This window comes from Ligilactobacillus sp. LYQ139 (genome assembly GCF_045033025.1).
In the GTDB taxonomy this organism is placed as follows: domain Bacteria; phylum Bacillota; class Bacilli; order Lactobacillales; family Lactobacillaceae; genus Ligilactobacillus.
Genome location: NZ_JBJFZW010000005.1, coordinates 69,230 through 93,731, shown reverse-complemented (window position 1 = coordinate 93,731; position 24,502 = coordinate 69,230). Strand labels below are relative to the sequence as shown.

Sequence of the window (24,502 nt, the reverse complement as noted above, 5' to 3'; positions counted from 1 at the left end):
TGATGATGAAGGGATGCGTATTTGACCTGGACGGGGTCATTACGGATACGGCGAAGTTCCACTTTGCAGCATGGAGTCAGCTGGCAAAGGAAAAGTTGAACCTAGAGCTTCCGGCTTCGTTTGAAACGGAGCTCAAGGGGGTTAGCCGGATTGACTCCCTTAACCGGATTCTGGAATTCGGCGGGGTGAAGACCGATTATACGACCGAACAGGTGCAAGCGATGGCGGCTGAGAAGAACGGCTACTACCTGAAAGCAATTGAGAAGCTGACGCGGGATGACATCCTGCCGGGAATTAACGACTTAATTGCCCAGTTAAAAGAGCATCAGATATTGATGGCCCTCGCATCAGCTTCCAAAAATGCCCCAGCAATTCTAGAGAAACTGGGGTTGATGAATGCTTTTGATGCGATCGCTGATCCGGCGAAGGTTGCGCATGGCAAACCGGCTCCGGACATTTTCCTAGCTGGGGCGGCTGCCATTAACCTTGACCCGAGTGAATGTGTTGGGGTGGAGGACGCCGTTGCCGGGGTGCAGTCCATTAAGGATGCTGGCATGGTGGCCGTAGCTGTTGGTGATGCTCATGAGCTTGCTAAGGCGGACAAGGTTGTTCCAACTACGGCCGACTTTAGTTACGACCTGTTCGAAAAAACGTACGAGCAGGCGCACAAGTAGAAAATTCCATAACTAACAATTATTTCGTTGAAGCCGTTGGTAGGGATGCCAGCGGTTTTTATGTCAGAACAAAGAAAAGGGGCGTGATGGAAGGAGTAAACTGGACGAGGCATGAAGTCGTCGGCTGGTGAATTTTCGTTTAGTTGGTTGTTTTGGCGGCGGATTATGTGGATGTTCAGTGAATAAGTACATCATGACGCAAGTTAGTGGGCTAAGGAAGCATTGTCTTTAAATAAGAAAAGAATTAGAATATACTTAACCAAACAAAAGAAGAGGCGGATCAAATGACAAGGGACATTACACTAGAGGACCTTCGCCGGTTCCAGCAAGACTTTGACCAGCGTCCGGCTGCAGCCGTGGTTGCGCGGGCGGTCCAAAAGAACGGTGTGACTAGCACAAGTGAAAATTACGCAGCAAAGCGGCATCTCGACCCAACGTTTTCCGTTGAGGTGGAGACAGGAAAAGTTGCTAATCAAAAAAAGAGCGGTCGGTGCTGGTTGTTTGCAACATTAAACACACTCCGGCATGAGTTTGCCAAGAAGTACAAGATGAAGGACTTTCAGTTCTCGCAAAATTACCTGTCGTTTTATGACCGGTTGGAGAAGAGTAATAAGTTTTACGAGGATGTTCTTGCAACAGCCGATTTGCCACTCGATAGCCGTGAAGTACAGTTTCTGTTAAAGTGGGGGAACGGCGATGGCGGCCAGTGGGCAAATGGTCCAGCCTTAATTGAAAAGTACGGATTAGTGCCGCAGTATGTAATGCCAGAAACCCTAACGAGTGATAAGACGGCGGAGCTTAACCCAACGTTGAACTTAAAACTCCGAAAGGATGCTATGACGTTACGGAACCTTGTGGCGGACGGGGCTGATAAGGCAAAGTTACGCGAAACAAAGATGCACTTTCTAAACGAGATTTACCGGATTCTCGTTGATGTCTTCGGCCAGCCGCCGGTAAAGTTTGACTTTGAGTACCGGGACGATGAACGCAACTACCATATTGACCGTGACTTAACGCCGCAGTCGTTCTATCAGAAATATGTGGATTGGCACTTTGATGACTACGTGTGCTTGACGGATGCTCCAGATCATGAGCAGGGTAAGTTGTACGGCTTGCCAAGTCAAGACTACATCTTTAATGGCAAGAAGATTGAATTCTTAACGGTTGATACGCAGGCATTAAAGGATGCGACGATTAAACAGCTGCAGGCGGGCGAAACGGCCTGGTTAGGGTGTGACGTTCTTAATAAGATTGACCGGCAAAAAGGGATTTTGGACCCAGATTACTTTAAGGAAGACGAATTATTTGGGGTTGACCTGGAGATGAGCAAGGCGGACCGACTAGCTTCTGGTGAAGGAACGTGTTCTCACGCTATGACGTTTACTGGGGTTGACCTGGTTGACGGTCAACCAACGAAATGGAAGATCGAAAATAGTTGGGGCGAAAAGGTTGGTAAGGATGGTTACTTCATCATGACTGATGAGTGGTTTGACAAGTACATGTATGAGGTTATCATCAATAAGAAGTATTTGACGGATGAACAACGGAAGCTGCTTGACCAGCAGCGAGTTGACCTCAAGCCGTGGGATTCACTGGCATAAGTTTTCAAATTAACTTGAGGATGGGACGTTAGTTTCATCCTCTTTGTTATTTCCCGGGAAATTTGTCGTTTTGTAATACGAAATTAATGGTCGTTCGGGAGAATAAAGTGTATGATGAACCGTATTAGGTAGAAAAATCAATGAGGTGGCAAAAATGACGAAACACCGCAAGGGAATCCTGGTGGGGGCATTAATCACCATCGGGGTTGTATACGGCGATATCGGAACATCTCCGCTATACGTAATGAACGCGTTAATTGGGAACGCCGGGGGAATGAAGTATTTAACCCCTGATTACGTAGTCGGATGCTTATCATTAATCTTTTGGACGTTAATGCTGATTACGACGATCAAGTACGTATTGGTTGCTCTCCGGGCGGATAATAATGGTGAAGGGGGAATCTTTGCCTTATACGCCCTTGTTAAAAATAAGGCGAAATGGTTGATTCTCCCAGCGTTGATTGGGGGAGCAGCTTTGTTAGCCGACGGGACATTAACCCCGGCTGTGACGGTCACCAGTGCGATTGAGGGACTAAAGGGCGTGGCGTTTCACCATGCGGTTCCCGTACACGACCAAAACGACGTGGTGATCATCACACTTACGATTCTATTGGTACTGTTTTTAATTCAGCGCTTTGGAACAAGTTTCATTGGCCAGGCGTTCGGACCAATTATGCTGGTTTGGTTTGGTTTCTTGGCATTCTTTGGAATTTACAACATGTCTGGTAACCTTGGAATTCTTAAGGCACTTTCACCGGTTTATGGTTTGCGAGTGTTATTCTCACCGGTAAATAAAGACGGGCTCTTTATTCTCGGGAGTATCTTCCTGGCAACGACTGGAGCGGAGGCCTTGTATTCTGATATGGGGCACGTTGGCCGGCGGAACATTTACATCACTTGGCCGTTTGTTTTCCTAGCCTTAATTTTGAATTATTTTGGTCAGGGAGCTTATCTAATTCGGCATATGAGTGAGTTCCATCACATGTCCGGAGCAATTAACCCGTTTTATACAATGTTACCGGGGAAGTTTTACATGTTCGGGGTCATTATTGCGACATTGGCTGCCATCATTGCTTCCCAGGCGTTGATTACTGGGTCGTTCACCCTCGTTGAAGAGGCGGAAGGACTTAAGCTACTACCGCGGATGTTTGTTGAACATCCAAGTATGTCCCGTGGTCAGATTTATATTAAAGATATTAACTGGCTGCTGTGCATTATCACCTGCTCGGTTTTGTTGTTCTTCCGGACTTCGGAGCACATGGAAGCGGCGTACGGATTGGCCATTACGGTCACGATGTTAATGACGACCATGTTGCTGTTTAATTACCTCGAGGATACGATTAAAAAGGGTGGCGCGATTCTTTTCTGCGGCCTCTACGTTGTTATTGAAACAATGTTCTTTATCGCAAGTATGAGCAAGTTCATTCATGGCGGGTACGTCACCCTATTCATCATGGGGATGATTATTTTCGTTATGGTTATTTGGTATTACGGAAGTCAGGTGCGGAAACCAATCCGGAACGTGTCACAGAAGGTCTCGCTTAAGGATTACCTCGATCAATTGGTTAAGTTGGCAAATGATAATTCGGTCCAGCGGTATACGGATAATCTTGTGATGATTTCCCGGGTGAAGGACGATTACTCAATTGACCGGGAAACACTTTACTCGATTTTGGATAAGCACCCCAAGCGGGCCCGGGTATATTGGTTTGTAACGGTTAATCAAACGGATAAGCCGTTTACCAACTATTACACCGTCGATATGATGGGCACCCGGAACGTGGTTAACTTGCAGCTATATGTTGGGTTTAAGATGCGGCCGCGGGTAAACCTCTACATCCGGAAGGTAGTGCATGACCTGATGGATAAGGGCATGATTGATGAACAGCCGCAGACGTACACAACCACGCCAGGGCGGCGTGTGGGAGACTTTTGCTTTATCTTGATTCGGGAATTATTGCCCGCAAACGTCATGATTCCAAATTGGAAACGGTTCTTGATTTCGGCGCGGATTTTTCTGCAAAATCACCTTACTAACCTAGTGCAGTGGTTTGGGCTGGAATTCAGTGATGTCCGGGTTGAAAAGGTGCCGCTTTTCTTAAAGCAACGGCAGGATACTACCATTCACTTGCGGGAAGTTAAGAATTCCGCTGAAAAGTAAATAAGGAGTTATTTGTTCCACCGGTAGTAATTTGTGGTATACTATCGGTGGAATATTTAGTTAATGTTTACCTAATGTTTACTTAATAAAGGAGGAATCGTTATGGCGATTATGGTATTAGGGGGGGCCGGCTACATCGGTTCTCACATGGTTGACTGGCTACTAGATTACGGCGAGGAACCTGTAGTGGTCGACAATCTAGTAACGGGACACCGGGCTGCCGTTAACCCGAAGGCAAAGTTTTATGAAGGCGATGTAGCTGATAAGGACTTTATGCGGCGCGTCTTCAAGGAAAATCCGGACGTGGATGCCGTTATTCATTTTGCCGCCTACTCACTGGTTGGTGAATCAATGGGCAAGCCGTTAAAGTACTTCGACAACAATGTTACTGGATTAATTAAGTTGCTCGAAGTGATGAAAGAAGTAGGTGTTAAACGGCTTGTCTTTTCATCATCCGCTGCAACCTATGGGATTCCGGACCACATGCCAATTAAGGAAACGGATCCGCAAGAGCCGATTAATCCGTACGGTGAGAGTAAGTTAATTATGGAAAAGATCATGAAGTGGGCTGACGAAGCATACGGTATCAAGTACGTTGCTTTGCGGTACTTCAACGTGGCTGGGGCTAAGCCGGATGGTTCTATTGGGGAAGATCACAATCCTGAAACTCACCTGATGCCAATTATTTTGCAGGTGGCTGAAGGAAAGCGTGATAAGCTCCAGGTTTACGGGGATGATTACGATACGCCGGATGGCACAAACATTCGGGATTACGTTCACCCGTTTGACTTGGCCGCAGCGCACATGTTGGCCGTTAAGTACCTGCGAGAAGGTCACGATTCTGACGCCTTTAACTTGGGGTCAGCCACTGGGTTCTCTAACTTAGAGATGCTGAAGGCGGCCCGGGAAGTAACGGGGAAAGAAATTCCGGCTGAAATTGCTGGCCGGCGAGGCGGAGATCCCGACTCACTGGTTGCCGCTTCGGACAAGGCACGTAAGACTCTTGGATGGAAGCCGGAGTATGACGATGTTCACAAGATCATTGAAACGGCATGGGCATGGCACTCAACGCATCCGAATGGTTACGATGACCAGAAGTAGGATTGCTTGATAAAAAAGTAATAGGAACGGTCGCTAGGGAACTAGCGGCCGTTTTTGTGTTACAACTTAAATGCGACTTAAATTATGCAAAAAATGCAAAAGCAAAATAAAATGCAAAAAATGCAAAAACAAATTATAATAAGGGCACAAGTGGAGGTGAGCGAGATGAAAGAGCGGTCGCCATTTAACCCTAATTTTGGGAAGGTTCCGCAGTTGTTTTTGGATCGGGAACGGATAATTACGGATTACGTTGATGAATTAACCAATGCGGGTGCTGAAATTGACACACCATATCAGACAACGATGATTTGTGGCGTCCGGGGATCAGGTAAGACGTCCGTTTTAACTGGGATTATTGGTCAGATTGAGCGGCATGATGATTGGGTTGTCGTGGATCTGTTAAATAATCAATTGATTGTTGATAACCTAATTGAAAATTTACAAATGCAGCCGGAGCTGAAATTAAAGAGCTTTTTCAGTAAGATTGATAAGGTCAAAACAAGGCATTTTGATTTTAAATTAGCTGCCGGAAACGCTACACAAATTGGGCTATTAATGGAAATATTTAAGCAGCTGAAGGCGCACCATAAAAAGGTATTGATTGCGATTGACGAAGTTTCGTCAACCCCGCAAATTCGGGATTTAGCAATGATTTATCAGCAGCTTATTCGGCAACGTTTTGGGGTTGCGCTGGTGATGACTGGCTTGCCGGAAAATATTTCTGAACTACAGCATAACAAAGTGTTGACGTTTCTACTCCGGAGTAATCAGCTGGAACTTCCGTTTTTGCACGGAAAATCAATTGAACGGGCATTTCGAACAAACTTCGCGCAGGGGGGGGCGGCAAATTTCTGATGAAATAGCTACCCGGTTAACATTGATGACGCGAGGATATGCTTATGCTTTTCAACTATTAGGATACCTGGTTTGGAAAAGTACGGCACCAGGGGATGAAATTAGTGCTAATGTAGTCAACCAAGTGGTTAATGAGTATCAGGACACGTTGGCGAGAAAAGCATACGCGCTGGTTTACCAGCAACTAACTGCGGGCGATAAGGAATTTTTGCGTGCAATGGCCATGAGTGAAAGTGAAGGCGGACAGGTTAAAATGGCAGAGATTGCGCGGCAAACAGGGAAGCCTTCTAATTACTGGTCAACGTACCGGAAACGACTAATTAAGCAGCAGATTATTAGGGATAAGGCATACGCCTACGTAGCGTTTAAGTTGCCGTACTTTAAGGACTTTGTTTTGGAAGAACAAAGGATTGAGAAATACGATTTCTAAAATAAAGATGTACCAAAGTAAAAAAGCGAATATGAAGAAGTAAACTGAGTAAATTGCAAAGTATGAGTTTAAAAGTTTGCGAACATTCTCTCTACTAGTGTAGAGCAAGTAATTAAGTGTGACATAAATTTAGTAATATCAATATAGTGTAGCTACACTAATAGATAGGTGTGGTGTTTATCCATTGGTTAACATATTGGAAACGGTTTGATTAAGCGGCAGGAAGACTGTGATTTATGTCACGGTCTTCTGTTTTTATTATGTTATGCCCTTTTTTTCAAAGTAGGATGAAAAAAAGGTGATTGCATAAGAAAACGGATACATAGCATAATAAATTCATAGAAAAGGGGATGTAGCAAATGAAAAATTGGATGGATATTCATAATCGCGTGTACATTGTTACCGGGGGTTCGTGTGGAATTGGGGAGGCAATTGTGCGCGAACTTTTAAGTCAAGAGGCGTATGTCATTAATGCTGATTTAAATGCGCCAGCGTTTGAAGATGGACGATTGCGTTTTGTGAAAACAGATGTGACTAAGCATGAGGATGTGCAAGCTTTGGTAAATAAGACCATTGATGAATTTGGAAAAATTGATGGTCTGGTGAATAATGCGGGCATCAATCTTCCGCGGTTATTGGCAGATGATAAAAAACCAAATAGTAAATACGTTATTCATGAGGATGATTTCGATAAGATGTTTAGCGTTAACGTTAAAAGTGTCTATTTGGTAAGTCAAGCAGTTGTAAAAGAAATGGTTGGTAAGAAGACAGCGGGTGTTGTAGTGAATATGTCGTCGGAGGCGGGACTGGAAGGCTCTCAAGGTCAGAGTGTTTATTCAGCAACTAAAGGTGCAATTAATGGATTTACGCGTTCGTGGGCTAAGGAATTAGGGAATTTAGATATTCGTGTTGTTGGAGTTGCTCCAGGAATTATGGAAGCTACAGGGTTACGGACTCTGAGTTATGAAAAAGCATTAGCATACACGCGTAATAAAACAGTTGATGAATTAAGAGCCGGCTATAATAATACTTCGACAATTCCAATGGGAAGAAGCGGTAAGTTAATGGAGGTTGCTGACTTAGTATCTTATCTTCTATCAGATCGCTCAAGTTATATTACTGGTGTAACCATTAATGTTGCCGGCGGAAAGTCGCGTGGATAGATCGCTAGGGCGTGATTAAATTGAGAAGCGACCTCTTTAAGTTATTAAAGTTACTTATTGAAAATGGGGCCATGTCTATTGAAGAGATTGCGTGGTATGAAGGGCGTTCCTCGAGAACGTGTGAGAAACGTATTAAGGAATTAAATGATATTTTACAAGGCATTGCGGTTATCAAACGGAGGTCCGAGAAATACAGTCTAGTAATATTAGATTATGCTCGATTTTGGACCGTTGAAACGAAGGGTTTAAAAAGAGAACTGGATCTTAACGATCCATGTCAACGTCAAGCTTTCATTTTAGAGTATTTGATATCTAGACATTCGTGGTGTTCATATGACGAATTAGCGAATGCTATTAATATCAGTGTAAAAACAGTTCGTAGAGATATTGTGCGCTTAAAGGAGAGGTTGACCGCGTTAAATGTACAGTGCAATGTTAAACCAGGACGGGGAATAAAACTTACAGCAGCTAATCAATTAAATATACTTTTTGCATTACGAGATTGTGCTATTAACGTAATAGATATCGATGATGTAATTCCTGAAAGCTTTGAATCTGTTCTTAATTTATTAGGATTATCAGCAAATATTAAGCGCTGGATAAAGCTTAATTTGAAGACTTTGATAAAAGCGCATAGTTTTGGATTTAGTTTGGAGGGAAGCAATAATGGCTGGCAACCAATATGGAACACGCAAAAATCACAAAAGATTATAGATAATGTGAATGATCTTTTGCCGAACCTTACTAACGCTGAGCAGGATTTTTTGCTTATGCCGCTTATGATTGAATCAAATCAATTGTTGGACTCGGCGTTAGTGCAGGAGGAAATGAATGCTAATTTTTTGCGGATGAATAAATGGGTAAAAGCCGAATTAAGTGGTTGCAATTTGATTTTTCAAAACGTATATAACCGAATTAAGTGGCATTTATTATTCCTTATTGGTAGAGTACGAGCACATATTGATATTGACCAAATTTTACCGCATAACGTTATCCGTAAATATCCTGTGGCGTATGAATTGGGTAGAAAAATTGCATTGGGGGTTACGGAACTTTGTGGAATGGAAGTTTCTATAAATGAATTGGCGTATTTAGTGGTTTATTTTCAAATGTTATTAGAGGAAAAAAGAAGTGGGTTACAGGGGGTGCGAATAGCATACGTTGGAAAGATTCGGACTGCATTACGCGAATTTATATGTGAAAAGGTAAAGAAAGTCCTTGGTACGATAGATGTAGATGAATATTTTACGCCGGATGACTTCCAAAATAGTAAAAAGCGATATTTATTGGTGTTTTCTGAGCGTCCTTTTGAATGCTCTAATGGCGTTCTTGTTGATATTAATATGGTGTTTAGGGGGAACGTATTGGCGTCCGTTATCGATACTTCGATGGTTGAATACATGGATAATATTCACTTGTGTCATATAAGTGTCATGAAAATCGAAGCTGACGAATACTATAATGCTGTGGATGAAACAATCCAGGAGCTAATTGTGGAAGGACAACTATCTGATGATTTCAGAAAAAATTGGGTAAATAGGGGTTCGGCGGTCGATAATTTATTTCCCAACGGGATTGCAGTCCCGCACGCCGTCGATGCTTTTCAAACAAGTAAGGTAGTTTTAGGGATAGGAATAATTAAGCGCCCCTTTAAGTATAAAGAGATGCCTGTGCGTTTAATTTTTGTTATTGGGATGCCAGAACAGCTTAATGATGAGCTGGTTAGCACTGTTTCGCGAATATATGATTTAATCACTTCTGTTGCTCATAATAAAGTTCTATATAATAACCTATTAAATTACGATCCGAGTAAACCGTTTGTTCAGATAATAGAGGGGATATAAATGAGTGTTATTTGGTTAGGAATATTTTTAGCAGGGGCATTCTTTATTCAAGCTATATTGGGATTTATGCAATTGAAACGTTTTATTAATATGTTTCGTAAAATGAATCGGCAGGGTAAAGTGCTCATTGGGAAGAATCCTAAACGGTTACAAGCTGGAAGTATTATTTTATTGAATATTGATGAAAGCGCAAACATAAACCGTGCAGAGTTGCTAAAGGGCGTGACGTCCTTTGCGCGTTTTCAATCAATAGATTCCTTGAAGGGTCAATCGTTACCTGAATTAGTGTCTTCATATAAGGATCTAAAGCAATTTAACCCGTTAATTCGAGGATGCTTATTAAATGCATATCGCAATTTTGTTAATTTCAGGACAGGTAATTTACCTGAAAATGAATCGCAAGTAAATATTAATTTTTTTGCTTTACCCGTATTTATTTCGGTTAAAAATGCCGTTATGCGATGGATAGGCACAATAGGAAGCTATATTGGTCGCTTTGGAGAAGCGAATAATAAATAGAGGGGGATATATGTAATGAAAGTAATAGTAGATATTGCGTCAGGCTTTATGGGGCTTTTCAAAACAGGAGGAAAGCAATTAATCCAGTGGATGGGATCGATTGTTCCAGTAGTATTACTACTTCTTGTATTAATGAATTCAATTATTGCACTTGTTGGTGAAAAGCGGATGAATAAATTCGCACAAATATCATCAAGAAATCCTTTTATGAGATATTTAGCATTACCTTTCCTTGCGTGTTTTATGTTGGGAAATCCAATGGCTCACACGATGGGCAAATTTTTACCTGAGTTTTATAAACCGAGTTATTACGCTGCGTGTGCACAGTTTTGCCACACTAGTAATGGGGTGTTTCCACATATCAATCCGGCGGAATTATTTATTTGGCTAGGCATTGCTCAAGGAGTACAACATTTAGGTTTAAATACAATGGACTTAGCAATTCGCTATTTGCTAGTTGGTTTGGTCATGAACTTTATTGGTGGTTGGATTACTGATTATACAACTGCGTATGTATGTAAAACAACGGGAATTAGTCTTTCAAAAACGATCGATGTAAAAGCTTAGGAGGGTCAGTAATGAATAAGGCAGTTAAGGTTATTCATGGATCAGGTGGATATGGCGGTCCGTTGGTAATTAAAGCGGAAGGAAAGAAAAATAAGATTGTATATATAACGGGTGGAAGTAAACCCGCAATTGTTGATAAAATTTCAAAGGTTACAGGAATGAAGGAAATTGATGGTTTTAAAACGTCAATTCCCGACGATGAAATTGCTGTTGCAATTGTTGATTGCGGGGGAACCCTTCGCTGCGGAATATATCCTAAGAAGGGGATTAAGACGATTAATGTGTTACCTACAGGGAAATCTGGACCGTTAGCACAGTTCATCACACCAGAATTATACGTTTCAAATGTGGGTGTAGAAGAAATTAGCGTGGCAGATGAAGACGATACGGTAATGAGTAATAATTCTGGTGGTCAAGTAGCCTTGTCTTCAACTGAAGAGGAAAGTGGATCATTTGATACGAGTAAGACAATTACTCAACAGAGTAGTAGTGGCTTTATTGCTAAACTCGGTATTGGTGTTGGACGATTTGTCGCTGTCTTTAATCAGGCAGCCAAAGATGCCGTTCAAACAGTAATAAATACGATTATACCTTTTATGGCATTTGTATCGTTATTAATTGGAATTATTATGGGCTCAGGAATTGGCAAGTGGTTTGCTCGAATTATGACGCCGCTAGCAGGCAGTGTATGGGGATTAATGATTTTAGGATTTGTTTGTTCGTTGCCATTCTTATCACCATTACTGGGACCGGGAGCCGTAATTGGTCAGGTTATCGGAACACTTATTGGGGTTGAGATTGGGAAAGGACATGTTCCGCCACAATATGCTTTACCAGCACTTTTTGCCATTAATACACAAAATGGATGCGACTTTATCCCGGTTGGCTTAGGGCTAATGGAGGCAGATGCAAAGACTGTTGAAGTTGGGGTCACTTCGGTTTTGTATTCTAGGTTTATAAATGGGGTGCCACGAGTGCTTGTTGCTTGGTTGGCTAGTTTTGGGCTTTATTCAGCTAAGTAGGATGATAAATATGCAAAAAGTGATTTTTAAAACTCAAGTTGTGTCTATTGGGGAAGAAGCTCTGGATTTTAGTTCAATTAATATGTTGATTTTCTTTGGTGAAAATGCTCCTAGCGCATTAAAGCCGTCGTGTTTTTTAATTCGTGTTTCTCCAACAAGCATGCCAATAACGACAGGAATGAGACTGCAAATCGATAATCAAAGCTATGTTATTACAGCAGTTGGTAATGAGGTTAGTGATAACTTAAATAGACTAGGGCATATTGCCGTTAGGTTTACTGGTGAGAAGAAAGCTGATTTACCAGGATCATTATATGTAGAAAAAAAGGATTTCCCCATAATAAGTAAGGGAACCGTTGTTCAAATAGTAAGTAATTAAGAATTAATGGTGTGCAAGCTAGTGTATGCAGATATTAGTTATGCAGTCAAGACACATTTTGTTTTTTACGAAATGTGTCTTTTTTGTATTGTACTTTTATGGAAGGCCTATTTCAGTATTATTTGATAATTATTTCACATATAAAAATAGGCGATTTAGATTTACATTTTGTAAATTCAATCAACATTATTAGTACACTAAATCGCTCGTTAATAAAATTTTTTTGCTGATTGATTTATTTTCCGGAAAACGCTTGCACGTATATGTATATGTATATATACTGGGGTTGTAGGCATGTAGACGACTTTTGGATCCAGACAAATTTGCAGCCTAAAAGTAATTGATTATGCGGGAGTGATTACTATGAGTATGACTATTTCGGTCATTAAGGAGCAAAAAGAGGGAGAGGCTCGTGTTGCTGCTACCCCCGAGAATGTGAAAAAAATGGTAAACTCTGGGAACACTGTCTTAGTAGAAAAAGATGCTGGTATTGGATCGGGTTTTTCTAACCAGGAGTATGAAGAAGCTGGCGCCAAGATTGTGAGCCATGCAGAGGCATGGAATCAGGGTAATTTGATGATTAAGGCTAAAGAACCAGTTGAAGAAGAGTACAAATACTTCAAGGAAGGAAAAATTGTCTGGGGATTCCAGCATTTAGCGTCAGCTCCACAAACTGTAAAGGCGATGATGGATGCTAAGATGACCGCTATTGGGGCAGAAACCGTTGTGCATAACGGAAAACTTGAATTATTAGCGCCAATCAGTAGGATGACCGGACAACGTTCTGTGATTATGGGAGCGTATTATCTAGAAGCACAACACCAAGGTGAAGGGATTCTTATTACTGGGTTAGACGAAGGCGATATTCATATTCCTGCCGGTCGGGTAGTAATCTTTGGCGGTGGTAATGCGGCTGAAGGCGCCGCTCAAGTTGCCCTTGGATTAGGAGCATCTGTTGTAATTATTGAATTAAATGATGACCGGATTAAGGAACTGCAGAACATGTATGCCGGTAAGGATGTTCGGGTGGTTAAATCAAACGAGGAAAATCTTGCTAGGGAGATTAAAGAAGCAGATATCTTTGTTTCGACTATCCTTATTCCGGGGGCTCGGCCACCAAAGCTGGTAAAGGAATACATGGTTAAATCAATGAAAAAGGGATCGGTGATTGTTGATATGTCGATTGACCAGGGGGGGTCAGTTGAAACCATGCATGCAACGACGATTGATGATCCGGTATACGTAAAATATGGTGTTGTGCATTATGGTGTTCCTAACCAACCGGGTGCTGTTCCCCGGACATCTACCATGGCACTCGCTCAAGGTAATTTGCCATATCTGTTGGAGATTGCGGATAAGGGAATTGATGCAGCAATCCGTGAGGATGGATCACTACGTTCAGGCGTGAATGTATACAAGGGTGATGTAACTAATAAAGGGTTAGCGGATTCATTGAATTTGCCATACACAGAATTATAAAGATCAAATTTGGGGGGATTTGAAATGAGTAATTCTTTGGTTGAAAAAACCGCAAAGTACTGTAATATTAAAGACATCATGGATGCACGGGCACACATTAGTAAGTATGCCCGGCGGACGCCCTTGTTACGCTCGTGGTTTTTGGGCGAAGAGGTAACTGGTGGAGAGGTATACCTTAAGCTTGAAAATATGCAATTAACTGGGTCGTTTAAGTTCCGTGGTGCTAATAATTTTATGCAGCATTTATCATCAGAGCAAGCAAAGCGTGGGGTAATTGCAGCCTCAGCTGGTAATCACGCTCAAGGGATTGCACTTTCTGGCTCAATGTTGGGAATTGAAACGTATATTGTAATGCCGGAAGAGGCGCCGCAATTAAAGCGGGACGCTACAGCAGGATACGGTGGACACGTTGATATTCATGGTGCAACCTTTGATGATGCGCATGAGTGGATGTTTGAACGTGCAAAAAAGGAAGGACTAACCGTTGCCGATCCCTTTAACGACCGCCTTGTAATCGCTGGTCAGGGAACGATTGGATTAGAAATCTTAGATGATCTGTGGGATGTCGATACAGTGATTGTTCCTGTTGGTGGTGGCGGATTAATGTCGGGGATTGCAACTGCTATAAAATCGTTTAATCCGGATGTTCACGTGGTAGGAGTTCAGTCGGAGAATGTTCACGGAATGGCCCGTTCGATTGACAAAGGTAGTCGGACATATCATCATGATGACTTTACCATCGCTGATGGAACGGATGTTGCAATGCCAGGTACAATAACATTCCCAATTTGTCAGAATCTAGTTGATGAAATGGTAATCGTCAGTGAAGAGGAAATTGCGCGTGCAATGAAAGATTTGTTAGTGCGGACAAAAATCCTTGCAGAAGGTGCTGGGGCATTGCCAACTGCTGCGCTCGAAGCGCATAAAATTGATGATAAATTCATCAAAGGAAAGAAGGTTGTTGGTTTGGTTTCAGGAGGAAACGTTGACCTTGAACGTGAAGAACAGGTTATTGATTTCTTCTCGAACCCAAATAGTAAAGTTAAGTTTTAAACAACTTGTCTATTGGAAATGTACGGGATGAAGGAGTACTAATTAATCGGTTAGTACTCCTTTTTAAGAAGGAAGGTTAATAATGATGGCTGGTAAGACACAAAGTGGGATGAAAAAGTCAATTGGTAGTGTAGCAGCGCTTGCAACCGTTGCTGGTACTGTAATTGGTTCGGGAGTTTTTTTTAAGGCGGGTGCTGTTACAGAATATACAGGTTCATCAAGTTTAGCGATGTTTGTGTGGCTTCTCGCGGGGTTCATTACTATTTGTGCTGGATTGACGTGTGCAGAGTTAGCGGCGGCATTTCCTGAAACGGGCGGATTGACGCGTTATATTGAACACTCATATGGTAGCTTTTGGGGTTTCTTAGCTGGCTGGGCACAAGCGATTATTTACTTTCCGGCGAACGTAGCGGCGTTAGCGATTGTTTTTGGGACGCAGTGCGTCAACTTATTGGGAATATCGGCGGTTTACATTATTCCAATCGCATTTATTACGGCTGCTTCAGTTTTTCTTCTTAACTTTGTTAGCGCCAAAGTTGGTGGAACAATTCAAACCATAACGTTAATTATTAAACTTATTCCGCTGGTATTAATTATTGTATTTGGATTTATGCACAGTGGGCATACGGGGTTTTCGTTGTTTCCAATTGTTCCCGGTGCTCATAAGGGGTTAGCAACTGCGATTGCAAATGGGTTACTTGCAACGATGTTTGCGTATGACGGGTGGATTCATGTTGGTAACATTGCTGGCGAAATGAAGAATCCTGGCAAGGATCTTCCACGAGCTATCGCTGGTGGCCTTGGCATTGTCATGGCTGCATATTTGTTAATTAATGCTGTCTTTCTTTTTGTTCTCCCGATTAGTGTAGTGATGGGAAACCTTAATGTGTCTGCAGCGGCAGCGACTAAGATTTTTGGTGGAATGGGTGGCAAGGTTGTCACAATTGGCATTTTAATTTCGGTTTACGGAACGTTGAATGGCTATACGATGACCGGGATGCGTATTCCATATATTATGGGAAAGGAAAAGAAACTACCATTTGCTGACTTTTTTGCTAAGTTAAATACTGCCGGAGTACCTTGGGCATCGGGTGTAGTGCAATACGTGATTGCAGGGATTATGATTTTATCGGGTTCATTTGATGCCGTCACTAATATGTTGATTTTTGTCATTTGGTTTTTCTACGTAATGGCATTTATTGGTGTGATTAAACTACGGCGAACGATGCCTAATTTAAAACGACCGTATAAGGTTCCTGGGTATCCGGTTATTCCAATAATTGCAATTTTAGGTGGATTATTCATTCTTGTAATGACCTTATTTACCCAGATGGTAACTACCCTGATAGGAATTGTAGCAACTTTAATCGGAATACCGTTTTATTTATATCTAAAGAATAAATATTCTTTTTAGGTTAACTTTAAGGGTGTTGTTTATTATGTGGAGGTTGGCCTATGAAGCGCAATAAGATAAGAAAAATAATTTTTTTAGCAATTTTCACAGCACTAAACGTTGCAATAAGTCGAATAATTCTTATCCCTGTGCCTTTTACGCATGGATATATTAATTTATGCGATGCGGGGATAATGTTAATTGCTGCTCTTGTTGGACCGGAAGCGGGGTTATTAGTCGGAGGTTGTTCGGGATTTTTGCTCGATCTGATATCAGGGTACGGTCAGTTTATGTTGTTTTCATTAGTAGTCCACGGATTAGAAGGATATCTCGTTGGAAAATTATATAATAAGCAACATTATTGGTGCTTATTATTGGCTAACCTTAGCGGAGCGGTGATTATGGTATTGGGATATTTCATCGCTGATATCGTTTTATACGGAATAACAGCAGGGGTCCTCGGGATTTTTACTAACGTTGTGCAGGGAATTGCCGGTTCAATTATTGCTGTGGTATTAGTTCGTGTCTTAAAGGACGTTAAGTTTAGGAGACGGCCAGAATCATGAGTTTGTTTTGTAAATTCTGCTCGTTCGCTCCCCCAACATGTGGTAGAATGGGAAGGCACAAACCACAATAGAAAGGATGCTTCAGTCATTTTGATTACGTTATCAGGGATTATTGGTTCGGGGAAGACAAGCCTAACCAAGTTATTATCCGCGGAGTTAGGATCAACGGCTTTTTACGAGCCGGTCGAAGATAATCCGGTACTTCCGTTATTTTATAAGGGAAATGAAATTGCTGCGAAGAAACGGGCAGCAGGTGACAAGGAAGCGACTAATCCGTATGCTTACTTACTTCAGACGTTCTTTCTTAACCGGCGCTTTAAGATGATTAAGCAGGCGATGCGGGAGGATAATAATATTCTCGACCGGTCGATTTATGAGGATGAAATCTTCATGAAAATGAACACTGAGATGGGGAACGCTACGAAAGTTGAATACGATATTTATAAGAGCCTTCTTAATAACATGATGGAGGAACTCCCGATGGCGGCACATAAAAAATCCCCGGATTTGATGGTTAACATCAAGGTTTCATATGAGACGATGATGACCCGGATCCGGAAGCGTGGCCGGGATTACGAACAGATTGAGCAGGATCCGTCGCTAGTTGATTATTACCACCGTCTTCTTCGTCAGTATGATGAGTGGCGGAAGACGTATGATGCTTCCCCGTTATTGATTATTGATGGTGACCGGTACGACTTCATGGCTAGTTCACAAGATCGGGTAACTGTTTTGGAAGCCATTGAGCAAAAACTAGTTGACCTTGGGAATCTCGATGAAGCAACGATGGTAAATCTCCGGAAGAAGCACCAGCAGACTTTGTAGTAATAGTTTATTATTCGTCCTCAGCGCTAATTAAGGGGTGCTGGGGACGTTTTATTTGGGTGGAGGATTAATAATGTTTTTCTTGCGAAATTATTGCAGTCCAGTATAATAAACTTACTATAATTAGGAGGAGAATTATGATGGGCGAAAGAGAACGACAAGTACGTCGAACTATGAGTAAGGCTGGCTGGGGCGCAATTGTTTATATTTTTGCGTTGAACATCGGGGTGTTCCTTATCACGACAATAATAATGCTGCTTCGCGGGCAAGCTTTTTCGATGCGGGCGGTATTGTCTGCGGTACTCAGCAACGGTTGGGCGTACATGATTGCTGTGGGAGTGGGGGTTGGAATTTTGATTTTGGGATCGAATCATCAACTCCGCCACCAGTACCTTCATGCACACGAAACGCAAATGACGTTGCGGGCAGGGGTGGTGATCATTGCAGCCAGCATTGCGATTCAATTAATTATTGGAATCTATGGAGTAGGAATTGAAGCCATATTGAACCAGCTAGGCTTATCTGCAATGGATCAGATAAAAGAGGCTAGCCAGCTGGGAATGCGGTCGGTAAGTATGCTGCTGTATGCGGGATTGTGTGCCCCGGTTTGCGAGGAACTTGTTTTCCGTGGATTTGTGATGCGGCGGCTCCAACCGCTTGGAGCAAAGCTAGCAATCGTAGTATCAGCCGTATTGTTTGCGTGCGCTCATGGGAATATTATTCAAACCCCGTTTGCGTTTTTAATGGGACTGCTGTTGGGTTACATTGCCTTTCGTTACGGAATTAAGTGGTCAATTGCGGCCCATATTTTCAACAACTTGGGGCTAAGTATTGGTTTACAGCTAATTGAGCGGTTGCACATTCCGTTCTTTATGGTGGCTTTTACGTTATTGAGCGGTATAGCGCTAATTTGGATAATTGTTCGTTACGGCCGGCGGGCAATCTCCTGGTGGCGAGGGGAGCGGATTCAGCGTGGTAACTTACTGGCTGCTTTAAGTCGACTGCCCGTGATTATAATGTATGCTTACGCCCTTGCGGCGATTATCGGAGGAATTCAGGTAAAGTAATCGATTTTTTTGAATTTATTGGGGGAAATCGCCGACCATCCCTTGAAGTATCATTGTGAAAACGTTATCCTAAAAGTAGGTAAAAGAAAGATGGTGAGTCGTGATGGAAGAACAAACGTATGACCGGATTTTGGTTTGTATTGATGGTTCGGACAACTCCTTTGTTGCCCTCAACACAGCGATTGAGACGGTAAAACGGACAGGGGCCGTCCTGGACGTTTTGCGGGTGTTGGACTTGAATGCCTTGGAATACGGCGGGGCAGGGATTGCCCTTGACGGGGAAAAGGTATACGAGATTGAGCACCGCAACGAGGACTTCATGACAAAACTTAAACGGATTATTGTGGAGAAGCGGGGCCTTGATGCCGATAAAGTTCATGTTCATTTGCGGTTTGGGAATCCTAAGAACGTTATTGTGAAGGATTTTCAACCAGAATACCAAAATGACCTGATTATTGTTGGAACGAGTGGGAAGACGCTTATTCAGCGGATTGTTGTTGGATCGGTGGCTTCGTACGTGGTGCGAGCAGCGCGGTGCGATGTGTTGATGGCGCGGACAACCAATGCTGATTACCAGCAGGTTCGCCAGCAGGTTGATGAGTTAGAGGATGACTTGGACATTGAGCACAAGCGGCGGTAAACGTAAAAGCAGATATTGATGGAGGAGCTACAATCTAGGTTGTGGCTCCTTTAATTTATGTAATTAAATTAGTAAGACTTAAAAGGAAGATGTGCTAATTATCACAAATTATGGTTAAATCATCTTTTTATGCTATGAAAATCCCTATAATTGTGTCTTTTTATTGAAAATAGAAATGAAGAAAATTCACAAAATTTACGAACACGAAGAAGCACGCTATAATTAGGATGTAAACGGTTACTCAATAAAAGGAGTTTCACATAGACGAGGAGGCAGTCAGATGGCAAAACTTGATTTTGATAAACTCAACGTTTCCCCAGAGATTAAGACCTACCAGGTGTTAGACAAAGAGGGAAAAGTAGTTAATCCAGATTTAATGCCCGACTTAACTGACGAGCAGTTGGTTGAATTATATAAGCAAATGTTGTGGTCGCGAATTTTAAATGACCGTTCCACTAAACTTAACCGGCAAGGACGATTAGGCTTCTTTGCGCCGACTTCAGGAGAAGAAGCTAGTCAAATGGGATCGAACTTTGCGATGGAAAAGGAAGATTTCTTGCTCCCGGCATACCGGGATGTACCGCAGTTAATTCAGCACGGTCTACCGCTTGAGAAGGCCTTTTTGTGGTCGCGGGGGCACGTTGTTGGAAATGAGTATCCGGAAGGCCTTAACGCAATGCCACCGCAAATTATCATTGGAGCCCAATACGTCCAGACGGCCGGGGTTGCTTTGGGAATTAAGAAGAATGGGAAGGCAAACGTTGCTTACACCTACACCGGTGATGGTGGGACCTCACAAGGGGACTACTACGAAGGAATGAACTTTGCGGGAGCATTTAAGGCGCCAGCAGTTTTCATTGTTCAAAATAACGGGTACGCAATTTCCGTTCCGCGGAAGAAACAGACAGCTGCGAAGACATTAGCGCAGAAGGCCGTTGCTGTCGGAATTCCTGGTGTTCAGGTTGACGGAATGGATGCCCTGGCTGTTTACGCCGTGACAAAGGCTGCCCGGGATTGGTCAGCAGCTGGGAACGGGCCGGTATTGATTGAAACGTTAACGTACCGGTATGGACCGCATACGTTATCTGGAGATGACCCGAAGCGGTACCGCTCAAAGTCTGAAGAGGATGAGTGGCATAAGAAGGATCCGGTTATTCGGATGCGGAAGTTCCTTGAAAGCAAGAAACTATGGGATGATAAGCAGGAGGCCGCTTGGAGTGACGCGGTCAACCAACAGATTGATGCTGCGATGGAAAAGGTTGAAGCTACTCCGGCGCAGAAGATCAGCGAATTCTTTGAGAATGAATACAATGATGTTCCTGCTAGCGTTCAGGCAGAAGCGGACAAATTCAAAGCAAAGGAGGCCAAGTAACAATGACGAAGACAACGATGATTAAGGCGATCACTCAGGCGCTTGACCAGGAAATGGCGCGGGATGATAAGATTTTAGTTTTCGGTGAAGACGTTGGGAAAAACGGCGGTGTGTTCCGGGCCACTGAAGGGTTACAGGCAACGCATGGTGAGGAGCGTGTTTTTGATACACCGTTAGCCGAATCAGGAATTGGCGGTTTGGCCTGTGGCTTGGCTCTTCAAGGATTCCGGCCAGTTCCAGAGATCCAGTTCTTTGGGTTTGTTTATGAAACAATGGACGAAATCGCTGGTCAAATTTCCCGGGAACAGTTCCGGATGGGGGGAACGCGGAAGATGCCAATTACCATCCGGTCACCGTTTGGTGGAGGGGTGCACACACCAGAACTGCACTCCGACAGTTTGGAAGGATTAGTTGCTCAGTGTCCGGGATTACGGGTGGTTATTCCAAGTGATCCATACGATGCGAAGGGATTGTTAATTTCTTCCGTACGGTCGGATGATCCGGTTGTTTTCTTGGAACACATGAAGTTGTACCGGTCATTCAAACAGGATGTTCCGGACGAAGAGTACACTGTTCCGCTGGACAAGGCAGCCGTTAAGCGCGAAGGAACGGACGTTTCCATTATCGCGTACGGTGCAATGGTGCGGGAAGCCTTAAAAGCAGCTGACCAGCTTGCGAAGGACGGGATTAACGCCGAAGTTGTAGACCTGCGGACGGTTGCACCATTGGATGAAGAAACAATCCTTGCATCAGTTAAGAAAACAGGCCGGGCTGTATTAGTTCAGGAAGCTCAGCGACGTGCAGGAATTAGTAATCAGGTCGCTGGGTTAATTGCTGAAAAGGGAATTCTGTCATTATCAGCCCCGATTGCTCAGGTTACGGCGCCAGATACTCCGTACCCGTTCGGTGAAGCAGAGGGTGCGTGGATTCCAAATACCCGGGATATTGTTGCCCAGGTTAAAGAAACGGTGAATTTCTAGAACTGAGGAGGAACGATATGAGTAAGTATGAATTTAAGCTCCCTGATATTGGGGAGGGAATCGCCGAAGGAACAATCGGCGAGTGGCATGTTCAGCCAGGCGACAAGGTCGAAGAAGATGGTGACCTAGTTCAAATCGAAAACGATAAATCTGTTGAGGAAATTCCGTCACCAGTGAGTGGGATTATTAGTAAGATTTTGGTTCCTGAAGGAGATACTGCCAGTGTTGGTGACCCGTTGGTTGAAATTGAAATTGATGGGGATGTTCCAGAAGATGCCGCTCCAGAAGAAGACGATGCGTCATCCGCGGCACCGGCCGTAGAAGAGTCAGCATCGTCCGCACCTGCGGCACCGGCTGCCGAACAACCAGCAGTGAAGCCGGCGGCATTTGTAGCCCAGGACCACAGTTTACCGGTTTTGGCAATGCCCGCTGTTCGGGCCTTTGCACGCGAGCATGACGTTGATATTGCCCAGATTAAGGGAACCGGAAATCATGGTCAGGTTCTAAAGAGCGACGTGGAAAACTTCTTGCAGAATGGTGGGGTTCCACAACCGGGAGCTGCTAAAGCTGCTGAAAGTGCTCCGGTAGCTACAGTTTCGGCATCACCTGCACCACAGCCGATTGCAACTGATGCTGACTGGCCTGATCACCGGGAAAAGATGTCCGGTGTTCGGAAAGCAACCGCTAAGACAATGGCAGCCAGCTGGTCCCAGATTCCACATTTCCACTTGTACGATGATGTAGTGGTTGATAAACTGTGGGATCACCGGAAGAAATACAAGGAGATGGCCGCTGACCGAGGAATTCACCTGACATTTATGGCCTACATTACGAAGGCGTTGGCAATTGTAATGAAGGAATTCCCGGTATTAAATGCGTCCCTTGATCTGACAACTAACGAAATTGTTTATCACGACTACGTTAACGTTGGAATCGCAACGGATACTGACAAGGGGTTATTCGTACCAAACGTTAAGGATGCGGATAAGAAGAGTTTGTTTGCCCTTGCACGGGACATTGCCGATAATGCCACGAAGGCCCGGGATGGCAAACTGACGTCAGGTGACATGGCCCACACAGGAATGTCAATTACAAATATTGGCTCTCTTGGTGGTGGCTTCTTCTCACCACTGATTGCACCGCCGAACGTTGCAATCCTTGGGATGGGAAAGATTGTTAAGGAACCGGTTGTAGTGGATGATCAGATCCAAATTGCCCGGGTACTGAAACTCTCGATGGCCTTTGATCACCGGATTATTGATGGTGGAACGGGTCAACGAGCAATGAACCGGCTGAAGGAGTTACTGAGTGACCCGGCACTGCTGTTAATGGAGGGATAGATAATGGTTGTTGGTGATTTTGCAATTGACTTAGATACAGTTGTTATCGGAGCGGGCCCCGGCGGCTATGTCGCTGCTATTCGGGCCGCCGAAATGGGCCAAAAAGTCACGGTTATTGAACGTGAATTTTTAGGTGGTGTTTGCTTAAACGTTGGGTGTATTCCATCTAAGGCACTTATTGAAGCTGCTCACCGTTATCAAAGTGCCATGCACTCACAGGATATGGGATTACGGGTGACGGCTGCTGAATTGGATTTTTCAAAAACCCAAGAATGGAAGCAGTCTGTGGTTGATAAAATGACCGGTGGTGTTGGAATGCTTTTTAAGAAGCACAACATCGACGTAATTTGGGGCAATGCTTACTTGAAAGATAACCACAGTCTCCGGGTAATTACGGATGACAAGGCGCAAACGTACACGTTTAATAACTTGATTATCGCAACCGGAAGTCATCCAATTGAAATCCCGCACTTTAAGTTTGAGGGACGGGTTATTGATTCAACTGGCGCCCTGAGTCTTCCAGAAGTGCCGAAGGAATTGGTTGTTGTTGGTGGGGGTTACATTGGAAGTGAACTAGCCTCCGCATACGCTAACTTAGGGGCTCACGTAACGATTCTTGAGGGTTCGGATAGTATTCTTGCAAACTATGAAAAGGACCTTGTTAAGGTGGTTGAGCACCATTTCAGCAAGCAGGGAGTTGACATTTATACGAACGCTCTGGCAAAAGATGCTGATCAAGATGACGCCAGCGTTACCGTGACAGCCGAAATCGACGGTGAGGAACGGGAATTGAAGGCGGACTACTGCATTGTATGTGTTGGGCGGAAGCCAAATACGGCTGATATGGGAATTGAACAGGTTGGTATTCAGTTAGATGACCGGGGCCTAATCCCTGTTGATAACCAGGGGCGGACAACGATTCCAAACATTTATGCGATTGGGGACGTTGTTAAGGGCTTTGCGCTTGCTCACAAAGCTAGCTATGAAGGCAAAGTTGCGGCTGAAGCAATCGCCGGGAAGAAAACGACGGTTGATTATCATGCAATGCCGGCGGTTTGTTACACGGATACGTCGATTGCAACCACTGGATTGACGGCCGATCAGGCCCGGGAACAGGGCTTAGACGTTAAGCAAGCGAAGTTCCCGTTAGCTGCCAATGGTCGGGCAGTTGCAATGGACGCTCAAAATGGGTTCATGCGGCTCGTCTACATCAAGGGAAGCGGCATAATTGTCGGTGCCCAAATGGTTGGGGTTCATGTCAGTGAAATCATTAGTGAAATGACACTGGCGATTGAGTCTGGGGCCACGGTGGATGACATTGCCCTGACGATTCACCCACATCCAAGTGTTAGCGAATCCGTGCAGGATGCAGCGGACGTAGCAACGGGTTACCCGACAAATATTTAAGAAGGTGCGAACCATAAAAAAACCTGATTAAGGGCGCACCGCACCGAAGCATTAGAACAGTAAC

The 24,502-nt window shown here is 43.7% G+C and carries 23 protein-coding genes; all 23 read left to right on the top strand.

Translation table 11 applies throughout. The features are described from left to right. Nucleotides 1-5: 5 nt before the first annotated feature. The 23 genes from pgmB (at nucleotide 6) to lpdA (ending at nucleotide 24,438) form a co-directional block, all read left to right on the top strand. The gene (pgmB, locus tag ACI3E1_RS05680) at nucleotides 6-674 is read left to right on the top strand and encodes a beta-phosphoglucomutase (RefSeq protein WP_405024754.1); all 669 of its coding nucleotides are present in this window, start codon (nucleotides 6-8) and stop codon (nucleotides 672-674) included. A gap of 284 nt (nucleotides 675-958) precedes the next feature. Then, nucleotides 959-2,275: an aminopeptidase C gene (locus tag ACI3E1_RS05675; protein WP_405024689.1), complete on the top strand. Its 1,317-nt coding sequence runs from the start codon at nucleotides 959-961 to the stop codon at nucleotides 2,273-2,275. A gap of 154 nt (nucleotides 2,276-2,429) precedes the next feature. After that, on the top strand, nucleotides 2,430-4,436 hold the full coding sequence (locus tag ACI3E1_RS05670; RefSeq protein WP_405024688.1) for a KUP/HAK/KT family potassium transporter: 2,007 nt from the start codon (nucleotides 2,430-2,432) through the stop codon (nucleotides 4,434-4,436). Between the two features lie 102 nt (nucleotides 4,437-4,538). Then, entirely contained in the window at nucleotides 4,539-5,537 is a 999-nt protein-coding gene (gene galE, locus ACI3E1_RS05665) for a UDP-glucose 4-epimerase GalE (RefSeq protein WP_405024687.1), read from the top strand. 165 nt (nucleotides 5,538-5,702) lie between these two features. After that, on the top strand, nucleotides 5,703-6,392 hold the full coding sequence (locus tag ACI3E1_RS05660) for a hypothetical protein (protein WP_405024686.1): 690 nt from the start codon (nucleotides 5,703-5,705) through the stop codon (nucleotides 6,390-6,392). Nucleotides 6,393-6,417: 25 nt separating this feature from the next. Continuing rightward, a complete protein-coding gene (locus tag ACI3E1_RS05655; RefSeq protein WP_405024685.1) occupies nucleotides 6,418-6,822 on the top strand; it encodes a hypothetical protein in 405 nt (134 codons plus the stop codon). Nucleotides 6,823-7,181: 359 nt separating this feature from the next. Further along, nucleotides 7,182-7,985 carry an SDR family oxidoreductase gene (locus ACI3E1_RS05650; RefSeq protein WP_405024684.1) on the top strand — a complete coding sequence of 268 codons (804 nt, stop codon included), beginning with the start codon at nucleotides 7,182-7,184 and terminating at the stop codon, nucleotides 7,983-7,985. Between the two features lie 71 nt (nucleotides 7,986-8,056). Then, the gene (locus ACI3E1_RS05645) at nucleotides 8,057-9,829 is read left to right on the top strand and encodes a PRD domain-containing protein (RefSeq protein WP_405024683.1); all 1,773 of its coding nucleotides are present in this window, start codon (nucleotides 8,057-8,059) and stop codon (nucleotides 9,827-9,829) included. After that, a complete protein-coding gene (locus tag ACI3E1_RS05640; RefSeq protein WP_405024682.1) occupies nucleotides 9,830-10,348 on the top strand; it encodes a transcriptional regulator GutM in 519 nt (172 codons plus the stop codon). Nucleotides 10,349-10,363: 15 nt separating this feature from the next. Then, nucleotides 10,364-10,915 carry a PTS glucitol/sorbitol transporter subunit IIC gene (locus ACI3E1_RS05635; protein ID WP_405024681.1) on the top strand — a complete coding sequence of 184 codons (552 nt, stop codon included), beginning with the start codon at nucleotides 10,364-10,366 and terminating at the stop codon, nucleotides 10,913-10,915. Nucleotides 10,916-10,926: 11 nt separating this feature from the next. Continuing rightward, nucleotides 10,927-11,937: a PTS glucitol/sorbitol transporter subunit IIB gene (locus ACI3E1_RS05630; RefSeq protein WP_405024680.1), complete on the top strand. Its 1,011-nt coding sequence runs from the start codon at nucleotides 10,927-10,929 to the stop codon at nucleotides 11,935-11,937. Nucleotide 11,938: 1 nt separating this feature from the next. After that, nucleotides 11,939-12,316, top strand: a complete 378-nt coding sequence (locus ACI3E1_RS05625; protein WP_405024679.1) for a PTS glucitol/sorbitol transporter subunit IIA — start codon at nucleotides 11,939-11,941, stop codon at nucleotides 12,314-12,316. A 369-nt stretch (nucleotides 12,317-12,685) separates the two neighbouring features. Continuing rightward, nucleotides 12,686-13,795 carry an alanine dehydrogenase gene (locus ACI3E1_RS05620; RefSeq protein ID WP_405024753.1) on the top strand — a complete coding sequence of 370 codons (1,110 nt, stop codon included), beginning with the start codon at nucleotides 12,686-12,688 and terminating at the stop codon, nucleotides 13,793-13,795. 24 nt (nucleotides 13,796-13,819) lie between these two features. Beyond that, nucleotides 13,820-14,848: a bifunctional threonine ammonia-lyase/L-serine ammonia-lyase TdcB gene (gene tdcB, locus ACI3E1_RS05615; RefSeq protein WP_405024678.1), complete on the top strand. Its 1,029-nt coding sequence runs from the start codon at nucleotides 13,820-13,822 to the stop codon at nucleotides 14,846-14,848. Between the two features lie 85 nt (nucleotides 14,849-14,933). Beyond that, complete coding sequence (locus ACI3E1_RS05610) at nucleotides 14,934-16,262, top strand: APC family permease (RefSeq protein ID WP_405024752.1); 1,329 nt, start codon at nucleotides 14,934-14,936, stop codon at nucleotides 16,260-16,262. 41 nt (nucleotides 16,263-16,303) lie between these two features. Beyond that, nucleotides 16,304-16,807, top strand: coding sequence for an ECF transporter S component (locus tag ACI3E1_RS05605; protein WP_405024677.1), 504 nt, complete (start codon nucleotides 16,304-16,306; stop codon nucleotides 16,805-16,807). A 90-nt stretch (nucleotides 16,808-16,897) separates the two neighbouring features. Further along, on the top strand, nucleotides 16,898-17,632 hold the full coding sequence (locus ACI3E1_RS05600) for a deoxynucleoside kinase (RefSeq protein WP_405024676.1): 735 nt from the start codon (nucleotides 16,898-16,900) through the stop codon (nucleotides 17,630-17,632). A gap of 137 nt (nucleotides 17,633-17,769) precedes the next feature. Next, complete coding sequence (locus ACI3E1_RS05595; RefSeq protein WP_405024675.1) at nucleotides 17,770-18,699, top strand: CPBP family intramembrane glutamic endopeptidase; 930 nt, start codon at nucleotides 17,770-17,772, stop codon at nucleotides 18,697-18,699. 103 nt (nucleotides 18,700-18,802) lie between these two features. Then, entirely contained in the window at nucleotides 18,803-19,339 is a 537-nt protein-coding gene (locus ACI3E1_RS05590) for a universal stress protein (RefSeq protein ID WP_405024674.1), read from the top strand. Between the two features lie 280 nt (nucleotides 19,340-19,619). Further along, complete coding sequence (gene pdhA, locus ACI3E1_RS05585) at nucleotides 19,620-20,711, top strand: pyruvate dehydrogenase (acetyl-transferring) E1 component subunit alpha (protein ID WP_405024673.1); 1,092 nt, start codon at nucleotides 19,620-19,622, stop codon at nucleotides 20,709-20,711. Nucleotides 20,712-20,713: 2 nt separating this feature from the next. After that, on the top strand, nucleotides 20,714-21,691 hold the full coding sequence (locus ACI3E1_RS05580; RefSeq protein ID WP_405024672.1) for an alpha-ketoacid dehydrogenase subunit beta: 978 nt from the start codon (nucleotides 20,714-20,716) through the stop codon (nucleotides 21,689-21,691). Nucleotides 21,692-21,708: 17 nt separating this feature from the next. Next, nucleotides 21,709-23,031, top strand: a complete 1,323-nt coding sequence (locus ACI3E1_RS05575) for a dihydrolipoamide acetyltransferase family protein (RefSeq protein WP_405024671.1) — start codon at nucleotides 21,709-21,711, stop codon at nucleotides 23,029-23,031. Nucleotides 23,032-23,034: 3 nt separating this feature from the next. Further along, on the top strand, nucleotides 23,035-24,438 hold the full coding sequence (gene lpdA, locus ACI3E1_RS05570) for a dihydrolipoyl dehydrogenase (RefSeq protein WP_405024670.1): 1,404 nt from the start codon (nucleotides 23,035-23,037) through the stop codon (nucleotides 24,436-24,438). Nucleotides 24,439-24,502 lie beyond the last annotated feature (64 nt).

Bases quoted from the DNA above. Each gene is read 5' to 3' on its own strand.
- ACI3E1_RS05675 (WP_405024689.1), top strand. From the start codon at position 959: ATGACAAGGGACATTACACTAGAGGACCTTCGCCGGTTCCAGCAAGAC.
- ACI3E1_RS05670 (WP_405024688.1), top strand. From the start codon at position 2,430: ATGACGAAACACCGCAAGGGAATCCTGGTGGGGGCATTAATCACCATC.
- ACI3E1_RS05590 (WP_405024674.1), top strand. From the start codon at position 18,803: ATGGAAGAACAAACGTATGACCGGATTTTGGTTTGTATTGATGGTTCG.
- galE (WP_405024687.1), top strand. From the start codon at position 4,539: ATGGCGATTATGGTATTAGGGGGGGCCGGCTACATCGGTTCTCACATG.
- ACI3E1_RS05595 (WP_405024675.1), top strand. From the start codon at position 17,770: ATGATGGGCGAAAGAGAACGACAAGTACGTCGAACTATGAGTAAGGCT.
- ACI3E1_RS05630 (WP_405024680.1), top strand. From the start codon at position 10,927: ATGAATAAGGCAGTTAAGGTTATTCATGGATCAGGTGGATATGGCGGT.
- ACI3E1_RS05620 (WP_405024753.1), top strand. From the start codon at position 12,686: ATGACTATTTCGGTCATTAAGGAGCAAAAAGAGGGAGAGGCTCGTGTT.
- ACI3E1_RS05610 (WP_405024752.1), top strand. From the start codon at position 14,934: ATGGCTGGTAAGACACAAAGTGGGATGAAAAAGTCAATTGGTAGTGTA.
- tdcB (WP_405024678.1), top strand. From the start codon at position 13,820: ATGAGTAATTCTTTGGTTGAAAAAACCGCAAAGTACTGTAATATTAAA.
- ACI3E1_RS05605 (WP_405024677.1), top strand. From the start codon at position 16,304: ATGAAGCGCAATAAGATAAGAAAAATAATTTTTTTAGCAATTTTCACA.
- ACI3E1_RS05650 (WP_405024684.1), top strand. From the start codon at position 7,182: ATGAAAAATTGGATGGATATTCATAATCGCGTGTACATTGTTACCGGG.
- ACI3E1_RS05640 (WP_405024682.1), top strand. From the start codon at position 9,830: ATGAGTGTTATTTGGTTAGGAATATTTTTAGCAGGGGCATTCTTTATT.
- ACI3E1_RS05625 (WP_405024679.1), top strand. From the start codon at position 11,939: ATGATAAATATGCAAAAAGTGATTTTTAAAACTCAAGTTGTGTCTATT.
- ACI3E1_RS05645 (WP_405024683.1), top strand. From the start codon at position 8,057: ATGTCTATTGAAGAGATTGCGTGGTATGAAGGGCGTTCCTCGAGAACG.
- ACI3E1_RS05635 (WP_405024681.1), top strand. From the start codon at position 10,364: ATGAAAGTAATAGTAGATATTGCGTCAGGCTTTATGGGGCTTTTCAAA.
- lpdA (WP_405024670.1), top strand. From the start codon at position 23,035: ATGGTTGTTGGTGATTTTGCAATTGACTTAGATACAGTTGTTATCGGA.
- pgmB (WP_405024754.1), top strand. From the start codon at position 6: ATGAAGGGATGCGTATTTGACCTGGACGGGGTCATTACGGATACGGCG.
- ACI3E1_RS05580 (WP_405024672.1), top strand. From the start codon at position 20,714: ATGACGAAGACAACGATGATTAAGGCGATCACTCAGGCGCTTGACCAG.
- pdhA (WP_405024673.1), top strand. From the start codon at position 19,620: ATGGCAAAACTTGATTTTGATAAACTCAACGTTTCCCCAGAGATTAAG.
- ACI3E1_RS05655 (WP_405024685.1), top strand. From the start codon at position 6,418: ATGACGCGAGGATATGCTTATGCTTTTCAACTATTAGGATACCTGGTT.
- ACI3E1_RS05575 (WP_405024671.1), top strand. From the start codon at position 21,709: ATGAGTAAGTATGAATTTAAGCTCCCTGATATTGGGGAGGGAATCGCC.
- ACI3E1_RS05660 (WP_405024686.1), top strand. From the start codon at position 5,703: ATGAAAGAGCGGTCGCCATTTAACCCTAATTTTGGGAAGGTTCCGCAG.